The organism is Ruegeria sp. 6PALISEP08 (genome assembly GCF_001238295.1).
Lineage (GTDB): Bacteria > Pseudomonadota > Alphaproteobacteria > Rhodobacterales > Rhodobacteraceae > Ruegeria.
The window spans coordinates 385,537-411,047 of sequence record NZ_LGXZ01000002.1; the positions used below are offsets into that span (position 1 = coordinate 385,537).

The 25,511-nt window shown below is 58.0% G+C and carries 30 protein-coding genes and 1 other RNA gene; 17 read left to right on the forward strand and 14 right to left on the reverse strand.

What is annotated here, in order from left to right:
* The first annotated feature begins 30 nt into the window (after positions 1-30).
* The gene (guaD, locus tag ALB80_RS05035; protein WP_050602922.1) at positions 31-1,317 is read left to right on the forward strand and encodes a guanine deaminase; all 1,287 of its coding nucleotides are present in this window, start codon (positions 31-33) and stop codon (positions 1,315-1,317) included.
* On the opposite strand, the gene ALB80_RS05040 is transcribed toward guaD, so the two are convergent.
* The 3 genes from ALB80_RS05040 to ALB80_RS05050 all read right to left on the reverse strand — a co-directional run bounded on the left by ALB80_RS05040 (position 1,314) and on the right by ALB80_RS05050 (position 3,966).
* A complete protein-coding gene (locus ALB80_RS05040) occupies positions 1,314-2,648 on the reverse strand; it encodes an 8-oxoguanine deaminase (RefSeq protein WP_050603031.1) in 1,335 nt (444 codons plus the stop codon). The genes guaD and ALB80_RS05040 overlap by 4 nt on opposite strands.
* Positions 2,649-2,762: 114 nt before the next feature.
* The gene (gene hisN / locus ALB80_RS05045) at positions 2,763-3,554 is read right to left on the reverse strand and encodes a histidinol-phosphatase (RefSeq protein ID WP_083445189.1); all 792 of its coding nucleotides are present in this window, start codon (positions 3,552-3,554) and stop codon (positions 2,763-2,765) included.
* A gap of 40 nt (positions 3,555-3,594) precedes the next feature.
* Entirely contained in the window at positions 3,595-3,966 is a 372-nt protein-coding gene (locus tag ALB80_RS05050) for a helix-turn-helix domain-containing protein (RefSeq protein ID WP_050602923.1), read from the reverse strand.
* A 334-nt stretch (positions 3,967-4,300) separates the two neighbouring features.
* On the opposite strand from ALB80_RS05050, the gene ALB80_RS05055 reads away from it, so the two are divergent.
* Positions 4,301-5,257, forward strand: coding sequence for an NADPH:quinone oxidoreductase family protein (locus tag ALB80_RS05055; protein ID WP_050603033.1), 957 nt, complete (start codon positions 4,301-4,303; stop codon positions 5,255-5,257).
* Between the two features lie 6 nt (positions 5,258-5,263).
* Here ALB80_RS05055 and ALB80_RS05060 read toward each other — a convergent pair whose 3' ends face one another.
* The gene (locus ALB80_RS05060) at positions 5,264-6,145 is read right to left on the reverse strand and encodes a LysR family transcriptional regulator (RefSeq protein ID WP_050602924.1); all 882 of its coding nucleotides are present in this window, start codon (positions 6,143-6,145) and stop codon (positions 5,264-5,266) included.
* 127 nt (positions 6,146-6,272) lie between these two features.
* On the opposite strand from ALB80_RS05060, the gene ALB80_RS05065 reads away from it, so the two are divergent.
* Together ALB80_RS05065 and ALB80_RS05070 are read left to right on the forward strand one after the other, a co-directional pair.
* A complete protein-coding gene (locus ALB80_RS05065) occupies positions 6,273-6,482 on the forward strand; it encodes a DUF1127 domain-containing protein (protein WP_050602925.1) in 210 nt (69 codons plus the stop codon).
* Between the two features lie 186 nt (positions 6,483-6,668).
* Entirely contained in the window at positions 6,669-7,448 is a 780-nt protein-coding gene (locus ALB80_RS05070) for a Bax inhibitor-1/YccA family protein (protein ID WP_050602926.1), read from the forward strand.
* A gap of 137 nt (positions 7,449-7,585) precedes the next feature.
* On the opposite strand, the gene ALB80_RS05075 is transcribed toward ALB80_RS05070, so the two are convergent.
* From ALB80_RS05075 to ALB80_RS05085, 3 genes are all read right to left on the reverse strand, one after another.
* Positions 7,586-8,092, reverse strand: a complete 507-nt coding sequence (locus tag ALB80_RS05075) for a hypothetical protein (RefSeq protein ID WP_172677856.1) — start codon at positions 8,090-8,092, stop codon at positions 7,586-7,588.
* Positions 8,093-8,310: 218 nt separating this feature from the next.
* Positions 8,311-8,478, reverse strand: a complete 168-nt coding sequence (rpmG, locus tag ALB80_RS05080) for a 50S ribosomal protein L33 (RefSeq protein ID WP_037309480.1) — start codon at positions 8,476-8,478, stop codon at positions 8,311-8,313.
* A gap of 127 nt (positions 8,479-8,605) precedes the next feature.
* Entirely contained in the window at positions 8,606-9,307 is a 702-nt protein-coding gene (locus tag ALB80_RS05085; RefSeq protein WP_050602927.1) for a DUF533 domain-containing protein, read from the reverse strand.
* 267 nt (positions 9,308-9,574) lie between these two features.
* Here ALB80_RS05085 and ALB80_RS05090 point away from each other — a divergent pair, with 267 nt between their 5' ends.
* The 3 genes from ALB80_RS05090 to ALB80_RS05100 all read left to right on the forward strand — a co-directional run bounded on the left by ALB80_RS05090 (position 9,575) and on the right by ALB80_RS05100 (position 11,465).
* Complete coding sequence (locus ALB80_RS05090) at positions 9,575-10,210, forward strand: DUF1326 domain-containing protein (protein ID WP_050602928.1); 636 nt, start codon at positions 9,575-9,577, stop codon at positions 10,208-10,210.
* A 13-nt stretch (positions 10,211-10,223) separates the two neighbouring features.
* A complete protein-coding gene (locus ALB80_RS05095; protein WP_050602929.1) occupies positions 10,224-11,066 on the forward strand; it encodes a DUF2182 domain-containing protein in 843 nt (280 codons plus the stop codon).
* Positions 11,067-11,132: 66 nt separating this feature from the next.
* Positions 11,133-11,465, forward strand: a complete 333-nt coding sequence (locus ALB80_RS05100; RefSeq protein WP_050603035.1) for a GYD domain-containing protein — start codon at positions 11,133-11,135, stop codon at positions 11,463-11,465.
* Positions 11,466-11,471: 6 nt separating this feature from the next.
* Here the strand turns inward: ALB80_RS05100 and rnpB are convergent.
* From rnpB to gatC, 5 genes are all read right to left on the reverse strand, one after another.
* An RNA gene (rnpB, locus tag ALB80_RS05480) (RNase P RNA component class A) lies at positions 11,472-11,871 on the reverse strand.
* A 123-nt stretch (positions 11,872-11,994) separates the two neighbouring features.
* Positions 11,995-12,711: an N-acetylmuramoyl-L-alanine amidase gene (locus tag ALB80_RS05105; protein ID WP_050602930.1), complete on the reverse strand. Its 717-nt coding sequence runs from the start codon at positions 12,709-12,711 to the stop codon at positions 11,995-11,997.
* A complete protein-coding gene (locus tag ALB80_RS05110) occupies positions 12,662-13,366 on the reverse strand; it encodes an excalibur calcium-binding domain-containing protein (RefSeq protein ID WP_050603036.1) in 705 nt (234 codons plus the stop codon). The genes ALB80_RS05105 and ALB80_RS05110 overlap by 50 nt, the downstream gene beginning before the upstream one ends.
* Before the next feature lie 37 nt (positions 13,367-13,403).
* Positions 13,404-14,891: an Asp-tRNA(Asn)/Glu-tRNA(Gln) amidotransferase subunit GatA gene (gene gatA / locus ALB80_RS05115; protein WP_050602931.1), complete on the reverse strand. Its 1,488-nt coding sequence runs from the start codon at positions 14,889-14,891 to the stop codon at positions 13,404-13,406.
* A gap of 3 nt (positions 14,892-14,894) precedes the next feature.
* Complete coding sequence (gatC, locus tag ALB80_RS05120) at positions 14,895-15,182, reverse strand: Asp-tRNA(Asn)/Glu-tRNA(Gln) amidotransferase subunit GatC (protein WP_050602932.1); 288 nt, start codon at positions 15,180-15,182, stop codon at positions 14,895-14,897.
* 228 nt (positions 15,183-15,410) lie between these two features.
* Here gatC and ALB80_RS22370 point away from each other — a divergent pair, with 228 nt between their 5' ends.
* On the forward strand, positions 15,411-15,569 hold the full coding sequence (locus tag ALB80_RS22370) for a hypothetical protein (RefSeq protein WP_172677857.1): 159 nt from the start codon (positions 15,411-15,413) through the stop codon (positions 15,567-15,569).
* A gap of 154 nt (positions 15,570-15,723) precedes the next feature.
* Positions 15,724-16,287: a DUF4202 domain-containing protein gene (locus ALB80_RS05125; RefSeq protein WP_050602933.1), complete on the forward strand. Its 564-nt coding sequence runs from the start codon at positions 15,724-15,726 to the stop codon at positions 16,285-16,287.
* Positions 16,288-16,363: 76 nt separating this feature from the next.
* Here the strand turns inward: ALB80_RS05125 and ALB80_RS05130 are convergent, their stop codons facing one another.
* On the reverse strand, positions 16,364-17,035 hold the full coding sequence (locus ALB80_RS05130) for a ceramidase domain-containing protein (RefSeq protein WP_050602934.1): 672 nt from the start codon (positions 17,033-17,035) through the stop codon (positions 16,364-16,366).
* A gap of 60 nt (positions 17,036-17,095) precedes the next feature.
* Here ALB80_RS05130 and ALB80_RS05135 point away from each other — a divergent pair, with 60 nt between their 5' ends.
* Entirely contained in the window at positions 17,096-17,788 is a 693-nt protein-coding gene (locus ALB80_RS05135) for a metal-dependent hydrolase (RefSeq protein ID WP_050602935.1), read from the forward strand.
* Positions 17,789-17,802: 14 nt separating this feature from the next.
* Here ALB80_RS05135 and ALB80_RS05140 read toward each other — a convergent pair whose 3' ends face one another.
* Complete coding sequence (locus ALB80_RS05140) at positions 17,803-18,267, reverse strand: nucleoside deaminase (RefSeq protein WP_050602936.1); 465 nt, start codon at positions 18,265-18,267, stop codon at positions 17,803-17,805.
* Positions 18,268-18,328: 61 nt separating this feature from the next.
* Here ALB80_RS05140 and ALB80_RS05145 point away from each other — a divergent pair, with 61 nt between their 5' ends.
* The 7 genes from ALB80_RS05145 to ALB80_RS05175 all read left to right on the forward strand — a co-directional run bounded on the left by ALB80_RS05145 (position 18,329) and on the right by ALB80_RS05175 (position 25,494).
* A complete protein-coding gene (locus ALB80_RS05145; RefSeq protein ID WP_371255950.1) occupies positions 18,329-19,144 on the forward strand; it encodes a pseudouridine synthase in 816 nt (271 codons plus the stop codon).
* A gap of 174 nt (positions 19,145-19,318) precedes the next feature.
* A complete protein-coding gene (locus ALB80_RS05150) occupies positions 19,319-20,233 on the forward strand; it encodes a 5-bromo-4-chloroindolyl phosphate hydrolysis family protein (RefSeq protein WP_050602938.1) in 915 nt (304 codons plus the stop codon).
* A 30-nt stretch (positions 20,234-20,263) separates the two neighbouring features.
* Positions 20,264-21,454 (forward strand): toxic anion resistance protein, encoded by a 1,191-nt coding sequence (locus tag ALB80_RS05155; protein ID WP_050602939.1) that lies wholly within the window; start codon positions 20,264-20,266, stop codon positions 21,452-21,454.
* Positions 21,429-22,424, forward strand: coding sequence for a DUF2927 domain-containing protein (locus ALB80_RS05160; RefSeq protein ID WP_253276821.1), 996 nt, complete (start codon positions 21,429-21,431; stop codon positions 22,422-22,424). The genes ALB80_RS05155 and ALB80_RS05160 overlap by 26 nt, the downstream gene beginning before the upstream one ends.
* Before the next feature lie 22 nt (positions 22,425-22,446).
* Positions 22,447-23,595 (forward strand): SPFH domain-containing protein, encoded by a 1,149-nt coding sequence (locus tag ALB80_RS05165; protein WP_050602940.1) that lies wholly within the window; start codon positions 22,447-22,449, stop codon positions 23,593-23,595.
* 46 nt (positions 23,596-23,641) lie between these two features.
* A complete protein-coding gene (locus ALB80_RS05170) occupies positions 23,642-24,748 on the forward strand; it encodes a TFIIB-type zinc finger domain-containing protein (protein WP_050602941.1) in 1,107 nt (368 codons plus the stop codon).
* Positions 24,749-24,825: 77 nt separating this feature from the next.
* Positions 24,826-25,494 (forward strand): nitroreductase, encoded by a 669-nt coding sequence (locus tag ALB80_RS05175; RefSeq protein ID WP_050603038.1) that lies wholly within the window; start codon positions 24,826-24,828, stop codon positions 25,492-25,494.
* Positions 25,495-25,511: the final 17 nt, after the last annotated feature.

Below are 25,511 nucleotides of genomic sequence, written 5' to 3' on the forward strand. Positions count from 1 at the left end.
GCGGTTCCAAACAGGTGGAGAATAGGGACAATGGCGCAAAAGACGCTTTTGAAAGGGCGCGTTCTGAGTTTCACGGCCTCACCCTTTGACGGAGAGCCGACCGAGGCCACCCGGCTGGACGAAGCGGTTGTCATCGAAAACGGGCGCATTGCAGATGTCGGCACCGCCGATGCGTTGGCGCAGGCTCATCCTGATGCAATCACCAAGGATCACGGCAAGCACCTGATCATGGCAGGGTTTGTGGACCCGCACGTGCATTACCCGCAAACGGCGATGATCGCCAGCTGGGGTAAACGGCTGATCGACTGGCTGAACACTTACACCTTCCCGGAAGAGATGAAGTTCGGCGATCTCGGCTATGCGACCGAAATTGCCAATCGCTATCTGGACCTGACTGCCGCACATGGCACCACAACCATGTGCAGCTTTTGCACGATCCATCCCGAAAGCGTGGACGCGTTCTTTACAGCAGCGCAACAACGCGGACAACGGGTAGTGGCAGGTAAGACCTGCATGGATCGCAATGCGCCTGAAGGTCTGCGCGACACGGCTCAAACCGCCTATGATCAATCGGCAACTCTTCTGGAAAAGTGGCACCGTGTCGACCGACTGTCCTATGCCATCACCCCACGGTTTTCCCCCACCTCAACTCCCGAGCAACTTGAGGCGATGGGCGCTCTATGGGCCGAACATCCGCACTGCCTGATGCAAACTCATCTGAGCGAGCAAACAGATGAAATCGAATGGGTCCAGTCGCTGTTCCCGGATGCGCGGGATTATCTGGACACGTACGAGAAGTTCGGCCTGCTGGGTCAGAATGCCCTGTATGGGCACGTCATCCATCTGGAAGACCGGGAGCGGGATCGGCTGCGTGAGGTCGATGCGTCGTTGATCCACTGTCCCACTTCCAACACCTTCATCGGGTCGGGCCTGTTCGACATGAACGGGCTGATCCATGATGGCCACCGTATCGGTCTGGCCACCGATACAGGCGGCGGGTCCAGTTTCTCGATGCTACGTACCATGGCTGCCGCCTATGAGATCGGCCAGTTGCGTGGTCGCCCGCTGCACTCGGCGCAATTGCTTTGGCTGGGTACAGTAGGGTCCGCGCGGAGCCTGCGGATGGATGACTGCATTGGCAATGTCGCCCCAGGAATGGAGGCGGATCTGGTTGTGCTCGACCTCGCCTCGACCCCGGCCATCGCCCAGCGCGAGGCCCATGCAGAGGATGTTTGGGAGGCGATCTTCCCGACCATCATGATGGGTGATGATCGGGCCGTGGCAGAGGTTTGGATCGGCGGGCAGCAGGCAGTTTAAGCCTGCAACGCCAGAGCAAGCGCATTCTGACGCTCGATCACGCGGGGCAGATCAATCGTTGCGATCTGCCCATCGCGCACGATATGACGACCTTCGACGAACAGATGTTTCACGGTCATCGGCCCCGCCAGAAGCAGAGCCGCCGGATCCCAACTACCTGCGCTTTCGATGCTGCGCATATCCCATACCGCAATATCAGCGCGTTTGCCTGGCATGAGTCGCCCACAATCAGGACGTCCCAATACGTCGGCTCCGCCGCGCGTCGCAATCTCCAACGCTTCGCGGGCTGACATGGCATCTGCGCCATTGGCTACCCGTTGCAACAGCATCGCCTGCCGGGCCTCCAGCATCAGGTTGCCATTGTCATTGCTGGCCGATCCATCCGCGCCAAGGCCAACCTTGACGCCTGCATCCCGCATCGCCCGTACTGGCGCGATGCCCGATCCGAGACGACAATTTGAGCAGGGACAGTGGGCCACGCCTGTTTTGGTTCGCGAAAACAGGTCGATCTCGGCCCCGTCCAGCTTGACGCAATGGGCGTGCCAGACATCAGCGCCGGTCCAGCCCAAATCTTCGGCATACTGACCAGGGCGACAGCCGAATTGTGCCTGCGAATAGGCGATATCTTCGTCATTCTCGGCCAAATGAGTGTGCAGCATCACGCCTTTGTCCCGCGCCAGCAAGGCTGCATCGCGCATCAGGTCTCGGCTTACAGAGAACGGCGAACACGGGGCGAGGCCGACGCGGCACATCGACCCTTCCGACGGGTCATGAAACGCATCAACGACACGGATCATGTCGTTCAGAATGGCGGCTTCGTCTTCCACCAGACTGTCCGGCGGCAGACCACCGTCACTTTCACCAATGCTCATCGCGCCACGCGTCGGCTGGAACCGCATCCCCAGCTCCGACGCGGCAGCAATCGTATCCTCCAGCCGCGCGCCATTGGGGTAAAGGTAAAGGTGATCGGAACTGAGCGAACAGCCCGACAGCGCCAGCTCGGCCAGTCCAATCTGGGCCGAAGTGAACATCTCGTCCGGTCCAAACCTTGCCCAGATCGGGTAAAGCGTTTGCAGCCACCCGAACAACAACGCATCCTGCCCGCCCGGTACAGCACGGGTCAGGGTTTGGTAAAGGTGGTGATGGGTGTTCACCAGACCGGGTGTAATCAGACACCCCGTCGCGTCGTGAATGTCGCCCTGTGTCTGCAACCCGCGACCAATTTCGGCGATTTGCCCGTCGCAGATCAGAATGTCAGCCCCGGGCATCTCTTGCCGGGTATCATCCATCGTCAGGATCAGATCGGCATTCTTGAGTAGGATTTCTGTCATATCGCGCTCCTGCATCTGCCCGTTTCATGCAAGGAGTGCGTGTGCCGGCGGAAAACGGGCTCAAGAACCGGCTAAATCCGGTTTAATCGTCATTGGCCCGCCCGGCAACAGAATTCAGAAATGACGCAATACCTGAAGGGCCGCGGCGTGTAGGTCCGCGTTTGAAGCGGCCAGGGCACGACCCCCTTCATAGGCCGGACCACCCTGCCAATCGGTCACAATACCGCCCGCTGCCTGAATAACGGCAATAGGTGCCTGAATATCATAAGAATTCAGGCCCGCCTCGATCACCAGATCCGCCTGGCCTGCCGCAAGAAGCGCGTAAGCGTAGCAATCCATTCCATAGCGCGTCAGTTTCACCTGCTCGGACACGGCCTGAAACCCTGCCCTGTCTTCCGGGGTGCCGACTTCGGGAAAGGTTGTGAACAGGGTCGCTTGTTCCAGCGTCTTCGTCTTGCGTGTCTGCAAAGCGGTGGTCCCGTGCGGACCAGTCAGTTGAGCCCCAGATGAGGATCCCACAAAACGCTCTCCGATATAGGGTTGATCGATCACCCCCATGAACGGTCCATCCTGATCGCTTAGCGCGATCAGAACACCCCAGGTTGGCGTACCGCTGATAAATCCACGGGTGCCATCGATAGGGTCCAGAACCCAGGTTCGACCACTGGTGCCTTTGTGTTCGCCGAACTCTTCGCCCAGAATGCTGTCATCCGGGCGTTGACGGGCCAGAACCTCACGCATCGCCTGTTCAGCCGCACGGTCAGCCACCGTGACGGGATCAAACCCATCGGCCAGCTTGTTCGCGGTTTCCAGATCTGCTTGACGAAAAAAAGGAAGAATAGCCGCGCGTGCCGCTTCGGCCATTTCTTCGGCAATTTCTAGGTCACTGAACGTCGTCGGTTGCATAGCCCACAGGTGCGAGCAATGCCCCCCAAAGTCAAGTCTATCAGGCGACTTCGCTGAGAACGCGAGCTAGCTCAAACAAGCGGCGGCGCTGGTTTTCTGGAATCGCATAGTATGAGCGCACCAGATCCAAAGCTTCCTTGTCGCCCATCAGATCGGCAGGAACAGATTTTTTGTCCGCATCGCTTTTTTCGGCTTCTTCCAAACCTTCGAAGAAAAAGCTGACCGGCACGTCCAATGCCTCGGCAATGTCCCACAGGCGAGATGCGCTGATTCGGTTGGCCCCGGTCTCATATTTCTGGATTTGCTGAAACTTGATACCAACTTGTTGCGCCAACTGCTGCTGGGTCATGCCAATCAGCCAGCGGCGATGCCGAACGCGCTTGCCCACATGGACATCGACGTGATGAGTCATTGGTATTCTCCTATACTACACAAACATCTACGCGGGAGTTCGCGACGTCCGATATCGCAGACTTAGAGGTTTCCCCTTAACTTCCCCCTAATTCGGATTGTGCCGCCTCCCCCGCACAGCACTAGGCGCTTATAATGCCGGTTTTTGAATTTTTTTCAAGACGGTTGAGTCGAGTCCCCTCAGGAAGGGCTGTGGTTGTATTGAATTGAGCCTACCGCGCCCATTTGAGTTGTTCCCCCAAAGCCCCCTGATTTTCCTCTTCAACACCGTTTCCTCAAAGCAATTGACTTTTGTTATCACGCTCGTGCCTATGGCCAAAAAGACGAGGACAATTATGCGGGCCTATCGCATTCAATCTGACGGGGCGGCTGCCCAACTATGCAGCCTTGAGGTGCCAGAACCAGGCACAGGTCAGGTGCGCGTTGCAATCAAGGCATGTGGTTTGAACTTCGCCGATTTGCTGATGCAAAAGGGCAGCTATCAGGATACACCCGCTGCTCCGTTTACCCTCGGCATGGAAATTGCGGGGGTTGTCGATGCCGTCGGAGCAGGCGTGTCACAATTGAAACCCGGTAACCGCATCGCGGTGTATTCGGGTCAAGGTGGGCTGGCAGAATATGGCGTGTTCGACGCCGATCGGGCGATTCTTCTGCCGGACAGCACCAGCTTTGAAGAGGCCGCCGCCATCCAGATTGCATATGGCACCAGCCACATGGCGTTGGATCATCGGGCCAGACTGCAACCCGGTGAAACGCTACTGGTCACAGGGGCTGCCGGTGGCGTTGGGCTGACCGCTGTTGAGATCGGAAAACTCATGGGTGCCACCGTCATCGCGCAGGCACGCGGCCAGGATAAACTGGCCGTGGCCAAGGCTGCAGGAGCCGATCGTCTGATAGACGCCTCTGAGGACCTCAGAGAGCGGGTCAAAGCCCTGGGAGGCGCGGATGTAGTGTATGATGCCATCGGCGGTGACGTGTTCAAAGCCGCCTTCCGCGCCACGAACCCCGAAGGCCGCTTGTTGCCCATCGGTTTTGCCGGGGGCGAGGTTCCGCAATTCCCTGCCAACCATCTTCTGGTCAAGAATCTGACCGTGATCGGGTTTTACATCGGTGGTTACCTGAGATTCCGCCCTGAAGTGGTGCACAACAGCTTCGACACCCTGTTCCGTTGGCACGCAGAGGGTCGGATCAAGCCGCATATCAGTCACATCCTGCCGCTTGAACAGGTGGCTCTTGGACTGCAATTGCTGAAAGAGCGGAAATCGACGGGCAAGATTGTCATCACCCCCTGATCGCCGTTACCCCGCCACCGCACGCAGAGGCGCACCACCCAGCATCCGAAAATTCTGGCGTACCAACTGCGCCAATGCCTCGACAACAGCGCCACGACCCGACTCGCCACCATAGAGGTTGATCATATGGGCCGGCAGCTCTGGCAGCGCGCCACCGGAATCGATTTGCTCAAGATGCGAGGCTTCGGTTCCGTCCAACATGGCGTGAACAGCAAGGTCCGCACTGACCGTGGCTTCGATGGTCCGATCGTTTTCGGTTTCAACCGACAACTCCCACGGAATTCCTGCCGCATCCAATGCCGAGATCACCTGAGGTCGGAACAGGCAGCGACGCCCAAGTGCCAGAGGCAGCGGCTCTTTGCGCCACGCAGTTCCGCCCGGCGCGCCAATCCAACGCAAAGGGAGCTCGGCGATGGTCTCTGCCCCCACAGTCGAAGACGGTTCCGTTGTCAGGATCACATCACATTCACCACGTTTGAACATGTCCTTGAGCTGAAGCGAATATGACGACACCAATTGCACGCGGACGCGTGGAAATTCCGCATTGAACCGCTGCAGCACCCGGGGAATCGCTGGATAAACGATGTCATGCGGCACACCCAGCACCACCTCGCCTTCAAATGCCTGGTCTGTCAGGCGCCCGATCACCTCGTCGTTTAACGCGATCATACGGCGGGCGTAGGCCAGCAATTGCTCGCCTGAAGCCGTCAGCGCAATGGTCCGACCACTGCGATCCAGCAATTCCAGACCCAACAGTTCCTCCAACCTCTTCAACTGCATGGAGACGGCGGATTGCGTCAGATGCAGAAACCCGGCGGCGCGCGTGACACCGCCTTGATCCGCCACAGCCACAAAAGAGCGAAGGGTGGTTATATCCAAATTTCGCAACTTCACGTTTCCTTATACATACCATCAAAAATATTCGTTTTTAAAATATGCCACATTGCCCCATATCGATCAAGGAAGTTGATGACTGAAGCGGAAATCATCGAAAAATCTGGAAAGGACAAAGATCATGACCCAAATTGCATTGCACACACCTTGCAAACCCGCCAACCGGTCTCTGGCGTCGCTGATCTTTCAGGCAATCGAACTGATGCGGCAGCGACGCAAGCTGGCTCAGCTGGACGATGCAGCCCTTGAAGATATCGGCGTGACACGCACTGAAGCCTCTGCTGAGGCAGAGCGATTCCTCTGGGATGCTCCCGGTTACTGGAAAAGGTAACTGCAAAACACACATTTTTTTGCGGCGGCGGGCGGCCAAGAGTCACCTGCCGCAGAATTTGTTGCGTGTTTTAGTCGGTTTTCGGTCGGAATCTCTTGAAACACAGCCACTAGTTGCCGATATTTAGAGAGAAAACCGCCCCGCATCGCCGGGGCGTATTAACTCGATGAATAGGGAGACCCTTTGATGGCACAATTCGACACGATCCGGACGGTATCCGGCGCGCGCGCCGCCGAGATTGATCAGGGCCTGCGCGCCCACATGAACAAAGTCTACGGCACAATGTCCATCGGCATGCTGATCACAGCATTGGCGGCATGGGCGATTGCCGGTCTGGCTGTCACCAGTGATCCAAGCAACGCGGTCGCACAAATTGGCGCTGATCGCTATCTGACCAGCCTGGGTGGTGCACTGTTCCTGTCGCCGCTGAAGTGGGTGGTCATGTTCGCCCCTCTGGCCTTTATCCTCTTTGGCTGGGGTGCTCTGATGCGCCGTGGTTCAGCCGCGACAGTTCAGCTTGGCTTCTTTGTCTTTGCCGCCGTTATGGGCGTATCCATGAGCTCGATCTTCATGGTCTTCACGCCCTACTCGATTGCTCAGACTTTCCTGGTGACCGCGATCGCCTTTGCCGGCCTGAGCCTGTACGGTTACACCACCAAGCGTAACCTCAGCGGTATGGGCACCTTCCTGATGATGGGTGTGATTGGGCTTCTGGTTGCAATGATCATCAACCTGTTTCTGCAGTCTGGCGTCATGATGATGGCCATTTCCGCCATCGGCATCCTGATCTTTGCCGGTCTGACTGCCTTCTACACGCAGGACATCAAGAACACCTATGTCGCACATGCTGCGCATGGCGATCAGGAATGGCTGGACAAGGCGGCCTTTGACGGCGCGCTGAGCCTGTACATCTCATTCCTGAACATGTTCCAGTTCCTGTTGATGTTCATGGGGCAACAGGAATAGCGCCTGCTGCAAGACAATGATGAAAGGGCCGGTTAATCACCGGCCCTTTTCTTTGCTTCAACAGCCATGTCTGGTTTGCGGAGAAACAAAAAACCCCGCCGTTCAGGCGGGGTTTTTTTATCTGGATCAAAATCCGATCAGCTACAATTCAGTGGAATGGCAAAGCCAGAACTCCGCTCGGATGTACCTTTTCGGAACACGCCGCCCGCTGGCAGGCATCCGGTGAATCGTTCGGTCTCTTCCGCAAAACCGACCCCTATCGAATTTTCAACCTTCGCGCTGTTGCTTGATGTACGCAACACGCCAAACAGTGTGCCATTGACACTGACGGTGCTGAGGAACAGGTCCCTGTCGCTTCCTTCCAATTGAACAGCAGAATTTGGCGTCTGCCCACCATTGTCGATTGCCACTGACGCCACTTTGGACGGATCGGTTTCATCCACCAGCAGCGTCACAGTCGGAAACTCTGCCAGTTCCGCAGGCACGTTGGTCGCGTCTGGCAAAAAGGCGACGGCACCGGGCACATCGGAAATCGTGCGCGGTTCACCATCGATTCCAGTGAACCCGACGCCTTCGCGGTTGAACGGGTCATCGCAGGCCGCAAGGGTCAGGACAGCAATTGTGGATAACAAGATTTTTTTCATGGCGCTCAACATTTTGTGGCGGTTTGCTGAACCGTACTTGCTGGGCACCGCAAAAAGCAAGCCACAGGCAATGCGATTGCTCTGGTCGCTGATGCGCGGCTGCAACGGACCCTGGCAGTTATGTGCGCCCCTGCCCTTTTGATTAGGGGCTTTCTCGCACAAAAAAAGAGGCCCTGAAAAACAGAGCCCCTTTCAAATTGTTCACGCGGAACGGCAGATTACTTGATCTTGCCTTCCTTGTACTCGACATGCTTACGAACGACCGGATCGTATTTACGAATGGTCATTTTCTCGGTCATGGTGCGCGCGTTCTTTTTGGTCACGTAGAAGTGGCCCGTGCCCGCGGTCGAGTTCAGACGGATCTTGATTGTCGTCGGCTTCGCCATGGTTATCTCCTGCGTCCGGAAAGGCAGGGGCCTTTCGGTTGAATTCCTATGAGCGTGCGCTTTTACGCGCTGCACCGCCTATGTCAAGACCAATCGGCCCATCCTGCCACAGGAATCCCGACCGAACTTAATCCGGCAGGGTTGGGGCCCCCATATAGGTGTGAATCTGGTCTCTTTCCGCGTCTGAGAGGCCCAGCGCAGTGGACAATTGCCGCAAATAGGACGCCTCGCGCGTGTTGTCCAGACGGATGGCTGCCAGAGATGTAGCGTAGATCTGTATTTTGAGCGGCGCACCAGAATCAGCCGCCAATCCCATCACGTCAATCGGTGCGTTCAACTGCTCTTGCACAAAAGCACGCTCCTCATCAGTGACGTCGTCGCCCAGCTCTCCCAGAATGATCTCTTGTTCCTGTTCATCCAGTTCGCCATCCGCCTTGGCCGCCTGGATCATAGCCCGCAGCATAAGCTTTGCCTGCTCTTCCATCGCTGCGCCTGCGGGTGTGCCACTGAAAACGGTTTCCATCATATCACCGGCCTGTTGATTGGCAGTTTTGGCTGCCCCTTGCATGGCATTCAACAACCCGCCCAACCCGGCGGCCCCGGCGGCGTTGCCGCCAAGCCCCATCTTGCCCATCATGTCCTGAAGGCCAGCAGCACCGCCGGGCAAACCAAACTGCTCGGCCATCTTGCCAAGCTGGTCCATACCAAAACCACCGCCCTGCATCATATCCTGCAGGCCAGCCATTCCACCCATCTTTTGATACTTGTCCATGCCCTTTGCAGCTGCAAAACCAATGGCCACAGACGCCAGTGTTTTCATAAAGCTCATAACTATCCTCCCGGTTCTTCAAATCTACGCGGCGAGTCTAGCAGCAGAATGTATAAGCGAATACGGCGTTCAACCCCAACGCGATTAATGCTCAAACAACATCTGTTTGGCACGTTTAATCTGCTGTCATGTTTGTACATATCAAGGATTCGTGATACGTACTCGCATCCAAGAAGCCAAGTTCAGGCTCGTAAGCCGAGGCAGCAAAAACAGGGCCGACCTGTGTCGAGCAGAGTTGTTTAATGCGACTTTTCTTGGGGGGCTATCATGACAGAATGGGTTATTCAGGCCGAGGAACTGGCCAATTGCAACTGCAACTTCGGCTGTCCTTGCCAGTTCAGCGTTCTGCCGTCTCATGGCAATTGCGAAGCGGTTGTCGTCTTCGACATCCATAGCGGCCACTATGGCGACACCGATCTGGGCGGCCTTCGGGCGGCAGGTGTTTACTACTGGCCAGGCCCAATTCATGAAGGCAATGGTCAGATGCAACTGATCATCGATGAAAGCGCCTCGGAAGATCAGCGGGCCGCATTGCAGGCCGTCATGACCGGGCAAGACACTGACGAAATGGCCACGTTCTGGTACGTCTTCAGCGCGATGGCTCCGACCAAGCATGAAACACTATTCGTTCCGATCGAGCTGGACTGGAGCCGCGAAGATCGTAGTGGATATGCCAAGGTCACGGGTGTTTTCGACGTCGAGGTCAAACCGATTCCCCATATCGTCTCTGGCGCGCCCCATCGGGCATCGATCCAGTTGCCAAACGGGTTTGAGTATCGCCATGCCGAGGCTGCCTCGGGCAGTGCAAAAACCACCGGCAGCAAGATCAGCCTCACCTTTGATACCACTCACGCCCATCTGGCGCATCTAAACATCTCGGGCCACGGCGTTTTGGGCGCATAGCCTAGGATGTCTCATGACCAAGCAGAAATCATCACTTCAAGCCGGCGCTGTTGAGCGGCTGTTACGACAGGACACTGTGATCGTTTTAGGCAGTGTTTTTTTGATCGTTCTGTGTACCGCATGGTACACGGTCGCCGGGGTTGGGATGAACATGTCCGCAGTTGAGATGACGCGGATGGCTGGCCCGATAGGCAAGCCAATGAACATGGGTTCTGCCATGGCCTGGAGCACCGGTTATGCCCTGCTGATCTTTTTCATGTGGTGGGTCATGATGATCGCGATGATGACCCCAAGCGCTACGCCTGCTGTACTTTTGTTCACCGCACTCAAGCGCTTAGGTCCAGACAAGGAGCGCACCGCGACGTACAGTCTGAGCTTTCTGTCGGGCTATCTGGTGGCGTGGGGGGCATTCAGTCTTACCGCAACCGCTTTGCAATGGGGGTTAGAGCACATTGGACTGTCTGACGGGCCGATGATGACGGTCCGGTCTGGCATTTTTGCTGGATCCGTTCTGTTAGCTGCGGGCATCTACCAGTTTTCAGAATTGAAAACGGCGTGTCTGCGCCATTGCCAAAGCCCCGCCCGGTTCTTGGCGGACCACAACCATCCCGGTCTTTGGGGGGCGTTCAGAACAGGTGGCTTGCATGGCACATATTGCCTCGGATGCTGCTGGGCGCTGATGCTGCTGCTTTTCGTCGGCGGTATCATGAACCTCTATTGGATCGTCGGTATCGCCGCTTACGTTGCGCTTGAAAAACTTCTGCCAACGGCCCGCTGGCTGGTTCCGGTCTCGGGTGTGGCGCTGATCGGCGCAGGTACTTGGTTGATCGCAGCCCCGTTTCTTACCGGCGGCTGACACCAATCGGCCCCGGGACCAGCCGATGCAATGGCCCCGATTGATTGTCACAAAACGGAGGTTTCAATGCCCATTTTCATTACATACGCAACTTACTCGCAAGCTGGCGTCAAAGGCATGTTGCAGAAGCCCGAGAACCGCACCGGTCCGGTAAAAGCCCTGCTCGACAAAGTCGGCGGCAGGCTGTTGTCGTTTTACATGACCACTGGCGGCAACGATGTCGTTGTGATCAGCGAAGCCCCCGATGGAACCGATGCGGTCGCTGTTGGCATGGCCGTTGCCGCGTCGGGTGCGGTGACGAATATCGAGACAGTTCGCGCCTGGACGGCAGACGAGTTCGTCTCGGTCACCGAAAAAGCGGCCCGGCTAACGGGGGCTTATACGCCGCCCGGAGGCTAAGAGAATACGCGCGGAGGGCCTGTAAGCCGGATCTTGTTCCGGGGTTGCCCCCTTCGATGACCATTCCTCTAGGCCGCGCATTGCTGCGCGGCTCAAGCTGCCAACCCGGTCCCTCTCGGCCAAGACGCGCTTAGCGGCGGTATCGGCTTGCGCCGACCGGCCCGCGCGGGGACCCTATTTGGCATTGCTCCCGGTGGGGCTTGCCGTGCCGCCCCTGTTGCCAGAGGCGCGGTGGGCTCTTACCCCACCGTTTCACCCTTACCCCGGACCGAAGTCCTGGGCGGTCTGATTTCTGTGGCGCTTTCCGTCGGGTTGCCCCGCCCGGGCGTTACCCGGCACCGTTGTCTTGTGGAGTCCGGACTTTCCTCTCGGGCCTTGCGACCCCAGCGGCCATCCGGCCCTCCGCGCCGGGGATGGGTAGGCTGTGCGCCATGCGGCGTCAAGAGTGGAAAGCGGGGAATTGGGCCACCCCCTTCCTGGCCTGCGGCCAATTCAACCCCGAGGTATTATTAGCCCGATGAAGCGCAGATCAGGTTATTGTGCCGGGCGGGATGAGCGCATTCAGATCCCCTGTTTCCAGTGGGCCTTGTGCCCAGGGACGAAATCGCAGCCGGACGGCGGCCAGCAGTTGGGTATCATCCACGGGAGCAGTGAAACCTGCCCTTCGCGCGGCGGCGCGGAATGCCTCCGGGCTTGGTGTGGCTGACGCGGTGACCGGCGCGCGAGGTTTAGCCAAAGCTTGCCGCTCGAGCCTTTGCCAATCGAAGTGGGGCCCGGGATCTGATTTGCGGCCGGGCGCCATGTCGGAATGGCCGATCACGCCCGATGCCGGGATGGACCAGCTTTTCATAATCCGAGGCAGGAGCGCTTCGAGGGTCGACATTTGCGGTTCGGAAAAGGGATGCGATCCAGTGCTGTCCAATTCGATCCCGACCGACCGCGAGTTAATGTCGGTTTGACCTTCCCACTCCCCTGCCCCAGCATGCCAGGCGCGGTCTTCTTCACGCACCATTTGCCAAAGGGTGCCATCACCACCGATCAGGAAATGGGCCGAAACCTCGGAAGCCGGATCGCACAAACGATCCAACGCCGCTTTCGCGCTATTCATGGCCGTGTAATGGATCACGACCAAACTCGGCGTCAGCCCATCCCTGCGCTCACTGAAATTGGGCGACGGATGCCAAATGGGTGAGAGTTCAGTTGTTGACGGCACTGCGGAACGGGCTGGGATCCCAGCCGCAGGCATAGCCATCCCCGTCCGGGTCCAGACCCTTGCGGTCGCGCTGCGGGCCGCCATTGGACAGAAACTCGATCTGCGCCTGATCCGGCGATGGGAATTGTGCGCAGTTCCGCTGTGCCTTGGCTTGAAGGTTAAAGCCTGCGCGGCTGTAGAGTTGCGTGCCGACCGGGTTCGAGGTGCTGAGCGCGTATTGCACGATGTTGGGCTGACCGCCTGCGCTGCGCTCGGGCACGGCGGTCGGGGCCACAACATCGTAGGTTTGGCGGTTTTGCTCGATCCGCGCGGCGTCGGATTCGATGCTGCGCCGCTCAGACACAGCCGCGAAATCCTGTTCGTCGGAAATTGCGCCATTGTTTGATGCAGGTGCTGTGGACACGCCTGCAGAGCTTTGTCCAGACGTACCGGCAAGGGCTGCTGCGGCTTGATTGGCAATGTCGGCGTTTTCACCGGTTGCGACACCTGTCGAACCTGGCGCGCCCAGCGGCTGCTGCGACACATCGACAGGAGCCAGAAGTGGGTTGCCCACTGCGCCCTGCCCGGCCAATTGCGCCTCGCGCTGCGCCTGATACTCAGGCGTATTGAAACCGGTGCTGGTTAGCGGCGCAACATCCGTGCAGGCCACAACCAGCGTCAGGGCGGGGACCGAAAGCAAAACGCGCATCATTGGCTCCGTGTCTAGTGCTTCAGTTGCCCGAGGCTTACCACCATTTCCCGGGCTTGGCCACAAAACCGGCCGCGTTTTCCAGCGCATAGGCGGTGTTGAGCAGATCACCCTCTTCCCACGGACGTCCGATCAGCTGCAGACCCAGCGGAAGACCCTGTGCATCCAGCCCTGCGGGGACCGAGATACCGGGCAAACCAGCCAGGTTCACAGTCACCGTGAAGACATCGTTCAAATACATTTGAACGGGATCCGCCTCGGTCATTTCGCCAAGACCAAAGGCCGCCGAGGGGGTTGCCGGGGTCAGGATCGCATCGACGCCCGCCGCGAATACATCCTCGAAGTCTTTCTTGATCAGCGTCCGCACCCGGCGTGCACGGTTATAATAGGCATCGTAGAAACCTGCCGACAGCACATAGGTGCCAATCATTACGCGACGCTGCACTTCGTGGCCGAAGCCTTCGGCGCGGGTTTTTTCGTACATCTCAGTGATGCCGTCGCCTTGCGCCAGCTGCGCGCGGTGACCATAGCGAACACCGTCGTAGCGAGCGAGGTTCGAGGACGCCTCGGCCGGAGCAATCACGTAGTACGCAGGCAGCGCGTATTTGGTGTGCGGCAGCGAGATATCGACGATCTCGGCACCCGCGGCTTTCAGCATCGCGGCACCATCGGCCCAGAGCTTTTCGATCTCGGCAGGCATACCGTCCATGCGGTATTCCTTGGGGATACCGATCTTCTTGCCCTTGATATCACCGGTCAGCATCGCCTCGAAATTCGGGACGGCCAGCTCGGCACTCGTCGAATCTTTGGCGTCATGGCCGCACATGGTTTCGAGCATGATCGCTGCGTCGCGGACGTTCTTTGTCATCGGACCGGCCTGATCCAGCGAAGATGCGAATGCCACGATGCCCCAGCGCGAGCAGCGGCCATAGGTCGGCTTGATGCCGGTGATGCCGACAAAAGCGGCAGGTTGGCGGATGGAGCCGCCTGTATCGGTGCCCGTCGCCGCAAGGCACAAGTCAGCGGCCACAGCGGATGCAGATCCGCCCGACGAACCACCCGGTGTCAGTTGCGCATCATCATTGCCGCGGCGCCACGGGCTGACCGCATTACCATAGACCGAGGTTTCATTGGACGATCCCATGGCGAATTCGTCCATGTTCAGCTTGCCCAACATCACCGCACCGGCATCGGCCAATTGCTGCGACACAGTAGATTCGTATTCAGGCTTAAAGCCTTCAAGAATGCCCGATGCGGCTTGCGACGGCACGCCCTTGGTGCAAAACAGATCCTTGATACCAATGGGCAGACCACACATTGACGGCGCGTCGCCGCCCTTGATCCGCTCGTCCGCTGCCTTCGCACGCTCCAGCGCGATTTCGGGCGTCTTATGCACAAAAGCGTTCAGCGCGTCGGCCTCATCAATGGCCTTCAGGCAGGATTCGGTCAGTTCGACAGAAGTGACGTCGCCGGCACGCAGGGCGTCGCGGGCCTCGGCCAGGCCAAGTTTGTTCAGATCGCTCATGTCTTACTCCACCACTTTGGGGACTGCGAAAAAGCCCTCGCGCGCGTCGGGCGCGTTCGCCAGAACCTTGTCCTGCTGGTTGCCGTCGGTGACCTCGTCCTGACGACGCTTCAGGCGCATCGGCTCGACCGAAACCATCGGCTCAACGCCTTCGACATCCACTTCGTTCAGTTGCTCGATGAACCCAAGGATGGTGTTGAACTCGGATGCCAGCGCCGGCAGCGCGTCATCCTCGACCTTGATCCGGGCCAGTTTGGCCACTTTGGCGGCGGTGCTTTGGTCAATCGACATCGGCTTCCCTCATCTACGTTATGGGGCGTTTACCCGTCTGTCGCGGCAGTCGCAAGACCACTGCGCCACTGGTAGGCCAGTGTTTCAAATTCCGGGTCTGTCACCTGCTATTCAAAACTGAATGAGGGATATGCGAAATAGTAAACTGTTTAGTTCATTTTGGAACTTGAAAACTGTACTGTACAGTTCATTTTAATTATGCGACATAACGCAAACCGGAGAGAAAACATGAAACCCCTGATGACAGCCGCAGTCTTGTCCGCCACGTTTTTGGCCGCACCGGCAATGGCTTTGGGTATCGGCACAAACAACCTGACACGCACGTTGACCTTCCCGTCCCCTGTCGCGGAACCGGTCACGCAGGATCAGGTTAAACCTGCCAAATAAAGCGCAGGTCCCGGCCGGGTCGGACTTCCCCTCTCTGACCCGGCCATTTTGCATTTTCGAGGATGCACATCCCACGGCAAGCCGCTAGCATGAGCAACGATATCCAAGACGGCCGCGGGTCTCTCGTGGCGCAGGCAAGCCAGTGGAGCAAGACATGAGCGCGCAAAAACAAGCGGTTCTGGACGCAATTGATGCAGCCAATGCACATGACCCCAACCTAGACGACGACCGACCCGAAGCGCTGCTTTACGGTGAACGCATGACCGCTGAGTTGGACCGTTTGGTCCCGAACGCCTCTGACGTCCTACAGATTGCGGCGCGTGGTCAGCATGTAGAGCGGTGGAAACTGGCCCGCAGTGAGTACCCCGAAGGTCGGGCAGGTTATCTGGCATGGCGCAAAGCGCAGGCCGTGCACCATGCCGAAGTGGTCACTGGCCTGATGACCCGTGAAGGCTATGACGCAGAGCAGGTCGAGGCCGCAGGACGTATGTTGCGCAAGCAGGGAATCAAGCGCGATGAAGAGGTGCAGGCGTTGGAAGATGTGATCTGCTTTGTATTCCTGAAATGGTATTTCCTACCCTTTGCCGCGAAGCATTCAGCTGAAAAAATCCAGAGTATTGTCGAAAAGACCGCCCGCAAGATGTCATCAGCGGGCCGCGCGCGGGTTTTGGCTGAGTTTGACTTGCCTAACCATCTGGCAGCGGCCTTTCAGGATTAAGTCAGGACCGGCGCGGTTTGAGAACCTCAATTGCGTTTCTCTGGGATGATCAGAAATGGTTCATCCCGCGGCGTCCTCACGACCCGAAGCCTGTTGAAAAGCGACCCCGTATCATCGCTGCGCGGTACACCTCGATCATCCAGCCCAGCATGATGGCATTCAGGATGTGCCACATGAAATGCGTACCCAGCGGCCATTCTCCACAAACAGGCAAGTCGAGCGCACGGAACGTGATCGAAAGAATCAGAATCACCGCTCCGATTGCCATCCTTTTGGCCAAGATCGGATCACGACCCCGCAACAGGGCCGCATAAATCAGGATCAACAACGGGACCGGCGCATAAGCCGCTGATCCGCCAAGCCCCGGAACAAGCTGAAACAGCGGAACGGTTGCAGCAGCATAGGGAAAAAAGAGCAACGTTCCCCCAAATGCAAACACCGAAGACATCCGCCAGATGTCCCTGTTCACTGCAAAGATATAGACCAGAATGAACAGAATGATCGGCACCACATCTGCCAAGGCCGCCCAGACCTGCGCATGTGTGTGGAACAGATAGCTGCCAATCCCGATCATCGCCAAAAGCGCAACCAGAACCATGGCCAGTGGCATGTCCTGATCGCGCGCCCGTCGCCACATGATCCAAGCAGAAATCAGAAAGGCCGCATTTGTGGCCGCATTGATTGGCTCGGCCCAATAGTCCGGCGACAAGCGTTCGCAATATCCGTCAATTTCTCGAATCCAGTCCATGAAATTTTACATAGCCGATGCTAGGTTGATGCCAATAGTATGTTCAGGAGGAAATAATTTATGAATATTGTCTGGTTGGGCCATGGCAGTTTCCGCATCGAAACGCAGGGGCAGGTTCTGTTGATTGATCCGTGGCTGACCGGCAACCCGGTTTTGCCCGAAGAACAGCATGATGCAGCGCTGGACGGTGCAACCCATATCCTTCTGACCCATACACATTTTGACCATGTCGCTGATGTTCTGCCGCTGGCCAAGCACCTGAAAATCCCAGTTGTTGGTCAATACGACTTGATGGGATTTTGGAGTGAAGCGGAAGGCATTGAAACCATCGGCTTCAACAAAGGCGGCACTGTCGATCTGAAAGGGGTCAAGGTGACAATGGTCCCGGCCTCTCACAGCTCGACCTTCTCAACCCCCGACGGTCTGCGCACCGGCGGTAGCGAAGTCGGTTTCATGATCGCGGCTGAGGGAAAAGTGCTTTACGTTTCTGGCGACACTGACATCATGGCCGATATGGACTGGATGGGGGATTACTACAAACCCGATATCGGCATCCTGTCGGCTGGTGGACATTTCACCATGGACATGAAAGCCACCGCCTATGCAGCCAATCGGTATTTCAACTTCAAGACGGTTATTCCGTGTCATTACAAGACCTTCCCAATTCTTGAACAGTGCGCACAGGCTCTGATTGATGGGCTTCCCGGGGTCGACGTGATCGAACCAGAGGTTATGAAAGCCATCACCGCCTGAGTTAACGCGGCGGATCAGTCCGGCGCGTCCTTGCGGCGGGCTTCGAAGAAGGCTTTCAGAAGGGCCGCAGCGTCTTCACTGGCGATCCCGTCATAGACTTCGGGCACGTGGTGGGATTGCGAGTGTGAAAACACCCGCGCCCCATGGGCCACACCCCCGGATTTGGGATCTGCGGCCCCATAGTAAATCCGCCGGATGCGCGCGGCTGCCAGGGCCGCAGCGCACATGGCGCAGGGCTCCAACGTCACATAGAGATCATGCTCTGGCAACCGTTCGGACCCTGCCTTGGCACACGCCGCGCGCAAGACCAGGATTTCAGCATGGGCAGTTGGGTCATTCAATTCGCGCGTTCGGTTCCCTGCTGTCGCCACAACACTTCCGTCAGGGCCGACAATAACAGCCCCCACCGGTACCTCGCCACGATCCGCTGCCGCGCGTGCCTCGGCCAGGGCCTGTTCCATATGCGATTTGAACACCATGCCTCTGACTGCATCAGAAACCTGCCTTTCGCAAGCGCGCGGGATGCGTTATGGGCCTGACATGAACAAGACCCCTCCTCCCGGCGACCGGATCGCCAAAGTCCTGGCCCGTGCTGGCATTGCATCGCGGCGCGAGGCTGAGCGCATGATCGAAGCAGGCCGCGTGGCCGTAAATGGCAAGACCATCGACAGCCCTGCCCTGAACGTGACGGCAAAAGACAAGATCGTTGTAGATGGCAAACCGGTCTCTGAACCGGAACCATCTCGCTTGTGGCTGTATCACAAGCCTGCGGGGCTGGTGACAACAACTCGCGATGAAAAAGGGCGCGATACGATTTTCGACAAACTGCCCGACGACATACCACGGGTCATGAGCGTCGGTCGGTTGGACCTGAATTCTGAAGGTTTGTTGCTGCTGACCAATGACGGTGGCATCAAACGCAAGCTCGAGCTGCCCTCGACCGGCTGGTTGCGGAAATACCGTGTTCGCATAAATGGCCGCCCCAAGGACGAAAATTTCGAACCGCTGCGCAAAGGTCTTGTCATCGAAGGCGAGCGGTTTCAACCAATGACCGTGGCGCTGGATCGCCAGCAAGGGGCAAATGCCTGGCTGACCATTGGTCTGCGTGAAGGCAAGAACCGCGAAATCCGTCGTGCGATAGAAGACATCGGGTTTACGGTGAACCGCCTGTTGCGCGTGTCCTACGGACCGTTCCAACTGGGCGATCTGAAACAGGGCGAGGTCGAAGAGGTCCGTCGCCGTGTGATGCGCGATCAACTTGGACTGGATTCAGATGCGACACCCGATGCGACACCCAATCGTCCGTCGCGACCACAACGAAAACGCCCCCCAATCGGCAAGAAACCTCGCAAGTGACGCGGGTTTGGCAACCTTCCCCCTAGCGCTAAGCCCGCGCATCCCCTAAATTTTCAGTGGAAGTTGCTATTGGGGGATGTGATGTCCGGAAGCGGAGTGCAAAAACTGGCCTACGCTGTCTTGTTGCTGCTGTTGATTGGTGTCTGCACCGGACTGCTTGGGGGTCTGTAAACCATGGCAAAGCGGTTTGGCGGCAAGTATAGCCCACAAGGGGACGCGTCGGACAATACTCCTCTGCCAAGGGGGCAGTTCGATGGCGCGCGGATTGAACCGGCTGGTGCCCGGGCAAATCTGCTATTTCTTCCGGCCATCCCTTTGGTGTTTTTGTCCCTGAACGATGGCGCGATTGGCATGACCATCGGGTTGGTCGCGGCTGGTATTCTAACAGCGGCTGCGTTTTTACTGCGTGAAGGGTTGCGGGCCGAGGCGGCGTACAACGCCCGAAAAACCGCCCGTCGGCCTGCTTTTCCGCGTAAGATATTTGCAAGCTTTCTGACAGGTCTGGGTGCAGGGCTTGCCACTTACAGGACTGAACTTCTGGATGCAGAAACCGCCGCACAAGCCGGCCTGTTGGCCCCGGTGCTGTTCGGTATTGCGGCAACCGTTTTACACTCAGTCTCTTTCGGAATTGATCCGATGAAAGACAAAGGCATGGAAGGGGTGGACACCTTTCAGCAAGACCGCGTAGCCCGCGTTGTCGACGATGCCGAGAAGCATCTGTCCGAGATGACCGATGCGATCAAACGCGCAGGCGACCGCCGCGTCGAAGCCCGCGTGGAACGGTTTCAGGACACCGCGCGGGACTTGTTCCGCACGGTCGAGGAAGACCCACGCGATCTGGCCGGTGCCAGAAAGTACCTGACCGTGTACCTGCAGGGTGCACGTGACGCGACCGTCAAGTTTGCTGACGTCTACGCCCGCACCCGCGACGCGCAGGCGCTTGCGGATTACTCCGCTTTGCTGGACGATCTGGAACAGAATTTCGCCGCGCGCACGCGCAAAATGCTTTTGGATGACCGCAGTGATCTGACGGTTGAAATTGATGTGTTGCGCGAAAGGCTGCAACGCGAAGGCGTCCGGTTGGACTGACCGGCCACTATTTGAGCGAGGAACATCCCCATGTCCGAAGAGATCAAGAACAAGGCAGTTCAGGCCGAAACGCTGGTGCAGGAGGTTACCGCAGTTGCCCTGCCCGAACCGCAGGGCGAGATCGTTTCGCTGGAAGAGGCTGAAGAACCCGTCAGCGCTGAGATCCGCAAACGGATGGATGAGATCGACATGGATAACACCAACTCCATCGTTTCATTCGGTTCCTCCGCACAGGCAGAGTTGCAGGAAATCAGTCAGGCTATGCTGGCGGATGTGCGCAACAAGGATGTGGGCCCGGCTGGCGACAGCCTGCGTAACATCGTGACCACGATCCGAGGATTCTCGGTCAGTGAACTGGACGTGCGCCGTGAACGCAGTTGGTGGGAGAAACTGCTTGGCAAGGCTGCACCTTTTGCCAAATTCACCGCTCAGTACGAAGAAGTTCAGGATCAGATCGACCGTATCACCGACGATCTTCTGGGCCATGAGCATACGTTGCTAAAGGACATCAAGTCGCTGGATCTGCTGTATGAAAAGACGTTGGACTTCTACGACGAACTGGCGCTGTATATCGCGGCGGGCGAGGAAAAGCTGACCGAGTTGGACAGCCACGACATCCCTGAGAAAGAAGCCGAAGTTCAGGCAGTACCCGAAGAAGAACAGGTGATGAAAGCGCAGGAGCTGCGCGACATACGTGCTGCGCGCGACGATTTGGAACGCCGTGTTCATGACCTGAAGCTAACGCGCCAGGTCACGATGCAGTCGCTACCATCGATCCGTTTGGTACAGGAAAACGACAAGTCGCTTGTGACCAAGATCAATTCGACGCTGGTGAACACGGTGCCTCTGTGGGAAACCCAGCTGGCGCAAGCCGTAACCATCCAGCGCAGCGCCGAGGCTGCGGCAGCCGTGCGTGACGCCAACGATCTGACAAACGAACTGCTGACCTCGAATGCGGCCAATCTGCGCGAATCCAACAAGATGATCCGCGAAGAGATGGAGCGCGGCGTATTCGACATCGAAGCGGTCAAGCAGGCCAATGCTGACCTGATCGGCACCATCAACGAAAGCCTGGCGATTGCAGATGAAGGCAAGGCCAAACGTGCTGCGGCTGAGGTTGAATTGCAAAAGATGGAAACCGAGCTGCGCGACACACTGTCCGCTGCCAAAGCGCGCCGGGACGGGACTGGTGACAATGCCGGTACGGCGGTTCCCGGCTAAAGGCAGGATCGGCGTGCGGCGCTTCAACTCTCTGAAATTTGCGTTGGGGATGACTTCGGTTTTGGCTCTGGCCAATTGCGATGAAACCCTGACGACCACTGTTGCACCGCAACCCCGGCCGGAACCTGCGCCTACGGCAGTTAATGCCTATGTGCCACCCTCTGCCGCCAGTCAGGATCTGGCGCGGTTCTACCAGCGTGTTGAACGTGACCTTCTGGTTCGTGGGTTGTTGCGCACTGATGGCGGCGGACCGGATACACCTTATGATGCCGATGATCTGGCCCGAAACTTCGAAGCAATCGCGTTCTACAGCGAATATCCGACACAAAGCGTCTCGATCGGCTCACGGCAAACGGACGGGCAGTTGAGCCGGTGGTCCGGCCCCGTGCGTATCCAGACCGAGTTCGGCCCCTCGGTTCTGCCCGAAACGCGAGCGCAGGATGCGAAGCAGGTGCGGCTGTTTACAGACCGCCTGGCCGCGTTGACCCAGCACCCGATTTCGGTTGTGTCGCGAAACGCTAATTTCCATGTCTTTTTCGCCGGCAAGGACGACAGCGCCTATGTCGCGTCGCGACTGAAGCAGTTGATCCCAAATATCAGCCAGGCCTCGCTGGATCTGGCCGCCAACCCACGCGCCAATTTCGACTGTCTCGTCTTTGCATCTGCGACCAAGGCGTCACCCTACAAATATGTGCGCGCGGTTGCATTGATCCGGGCAGAACTGACGGATCTGGTACGCCGCAGCTGTATTCACGAAGAAATCGCTCAGGGGCTTGGTCTGTCCAATGATAGCCCAGCAGCACGACCTTCGATCTTCAACGATGATGATGAGTTTGCCCTGCTGACTAGCCATGACGAGAAACTGCTGACGATGCTGTACGACCAGCGGTTGCAGCCCGGAGTGGGCGTGGATGAGGCGCGCCCCGTCGTACGAATTATTGCACGCGAATTGATGGGGCAGCCGCTCTGACCCCAAGGACAGGAGAACCCAAATGGGAATTTTCGATTTTCTGACCGGAGAATTCATTGATGTCATTCACTGGGTGGACGACACTCGTGACACGATGGTCTGGCGTTTTGAACGCGAAGGCCACGAAATCAAGTACGGTGCCAAGCTGACCGTGCGCGAAGGTCAGGCAGCGGTGTTTGTACACGAAGGGCAACTGGCCGATGTGTTCACGCCGGGTCTCTACATGCTTGAGACCAACAACATGCCGATCCTGACGACGCTGCAGCATTGGGATCACGGCTTTCAGTCTCCGTTCAAATCTGAGATCTATTTCGTCAACACGACCCGGTTCAACGACCTGAAATGGGGCACAAAGAACCCGATCATGCTGCGCGATCCGGAATTTGGGCCAACCCGCATCCGGGCCTATGGCACCTACACGGTACGTGTGAAAGACCCCGCGAAGTTTCTGGTCGAGATCGTCGGAACAGACGGCGAGTTCACCATGGATGAAATCAGCTTTCAGGTGCGCAACATCATCGTGCAGGAGTTCAGCCGCGTCATTTCCAGCTCGGGCATTCCGGTGCTGGACATGGCCGCAAACACCGCCGATCTGGGCAAGCTGATCGCAGCCGAGGTGACACCTGTTCTGGACAGCTATGGGCTGGAGATGCCGGAATTTTATATCGAGAACATCTCGCTGCCGCCTGCGGTCGAGGCGGCGCTGGATAAGCGGACCTCAATGGGGTTGGCTGGCGATCTGGGCAAGTTCACGCAGTATTCCGCCGCCGAAGCAATGACCGCTGCGGCAAACAACCCCGGACAAGGTGGTGGCATGGGTGCAGGTCTTGGCATGGGCATGGGCATGGCGATGGCGCAGCAAATGTCGAACATGGCAGCGGCGCAACCAAGCGGCCCGTGGGGATCGCCTGCCCCCGCTGCCCCGCAACCGGCAGCACATGCGGCACCGCCGCCCCCTCCCCCAGTTGAGCATGTTTGGCATATCGCTGTGGATGGGCAGACCAGCGGGCCGTTTTCCAAAGCCAAGATGGGGCGGATGGCCAGCGAAGGCGAGCTTACCCGGGACACCTATGTCTGGACTGCAGGGCAGGACGGATGGAAAAAGGCAGGTGACGTGCGGGAACTGGCGCAGCTGTTCACCATCTTGCCGCCACCGCCGCCCGGAGCTTAACAAAACGCGGTCTTCCTTCATAATCATCGTGACCACTGGGTAACTCATGACACAAGTCACCGCCCCTGACCTTGCCGAACACCGCTTTCCCTGCGACCAGTGCGGCGCGGATTACCGGTTCAACCCGGGTGACGGCACTTTGACATGCGATCATTGCGGGCATTCCAGACCGATCGGTGCCGGGCCTTGGGGCGGTGCCAGTCTGCGAGAGCTGGACTTTGACGCGGCCATCGCGGATCGCCTGCCGGACAGCGAGATCGAAGAAACCCGTGTTCTGTCCTGCCCAAACTGCGCCGCGCAGGTGGAGTTTGACCCGAATACACACGCCGCCGAATGCCCGTTCTGTGCCACGCCGGTCGTGACCGACACCGGAATCAATCGGCATATCAAGCCAAAAGGTGTTCTGCCTTTTGCGTTCGACGAACGCTCGGCCCATAAGGCGATGGGAGATTGGCTGGGACGACTGTGGTTCGCACCTAACGGGTTGAAAGAGTATGCCCGCAAGGGGCGCAGGATGCAGGGTATTTACGTGCCCTACTGGACCTTCGATGCCGACACCAAATCCACTTATCGCGGCGAACGCGGCATTATCTATTACGAAACCCGCACCGTGATGCGAGACGGCAAACGGGTTCAGCAACAGGTGCCAAAGGTACGCTGGACGTCCAAGTCCGGGCGCGTCGAGCGATTTTTTGACGACGTGCTTGTGCTGGCGTCCCGATCGCTCCCCAAAAAATATACCGACGCGCTGGAACCCTGGGACCTGCCCGCGCTCGAACCGTATCAACCCGAATACCTGGCCGGTTTCCGGGCTGAGGCATATACCGTTGAACTCAGGGACGGCTACGTCGAAGCCCGTACCCATATGGCGCGCGTGATCGAGCGGGATGTTCGTTTTGACATCGGCGGGGATCGGCAGCGCATCCATGCGGTCGATACAGACGTACGCGATGTCACGTTCAAGCATATCCTGTTGCCGGTTTGGATGGCCGCTTACAAATACCGCGGCCAGACCTATCGGTTTGTGGTCAATGGCCGAACCGGGCGGGTTCAGGGTGAACGCCCGTGGTCAGCCATCAAGATAACCATCGCCGTCGTTTTGGGTTTACTGGTGGCAGCAGGTGTCGGGTATCTGGCGGCCACCGGGCAATAGGCGGACCTGCATACAAGCTTGTGCATCCGCCAAAGCACGGTCATGTTCAGCTCGAAAAACAATGGGGTGGGCCTGTCGTGTCGTTTGCTGAGTTGAATTCCCTACTGAAAGATCGCCATTCCTGCAGAGCGTTTTTGCCGGATCCAGTTCCGCGCGCGCAGATTGAACAGATCGTGGCAAGCGCGTCGAGGGTGCCAAGCTGGTGCAATGCGCAACCTTGGCAGTTGGTGATCACCAGCGCAGACGAAACAGATGCTTTCCGTGAAGCGATGCAAAACGAGGCTGTCAGCGGTGCTCCGGCACCGGATCTTCCGTTTCCAACATCCTATTCTGGCGTGTACCAAGACCGCCGCCGGGCCTGTGGCTGGGCGCTTTACGAAGCTGTTGGGGTGGAACGAGGGGACCGCGTCGGGTCAGCGCAGCAAATGATGCAGAACTTTGCCCTGTTTGGCGCGCCGCATTGTGCCATCCTCTCAAGCCCGGCAGAGCTTGGCCCCTATGGCGCAATGGATTGCGGTGGTTTTATCACAGCCTTCACTCTGGCCGCGCAGGCCTTGGGCGTAGCGACCATCCCCCAAGCCGCGTTGGCCACGTACAGCCCCTTTCTGCACCGGTATTTTCAAATCCCTGAAGACCGCCTGATCCTATGCGCGATTTCATTTGGCTATGCAGATCCAAGTCATCCTGCAAATAACTTTCGCACGGATCGCGCCGCACCGAGTGACTTTGTGGAATGGCGCGGGTAAACGGAGGCAAGGGCAGT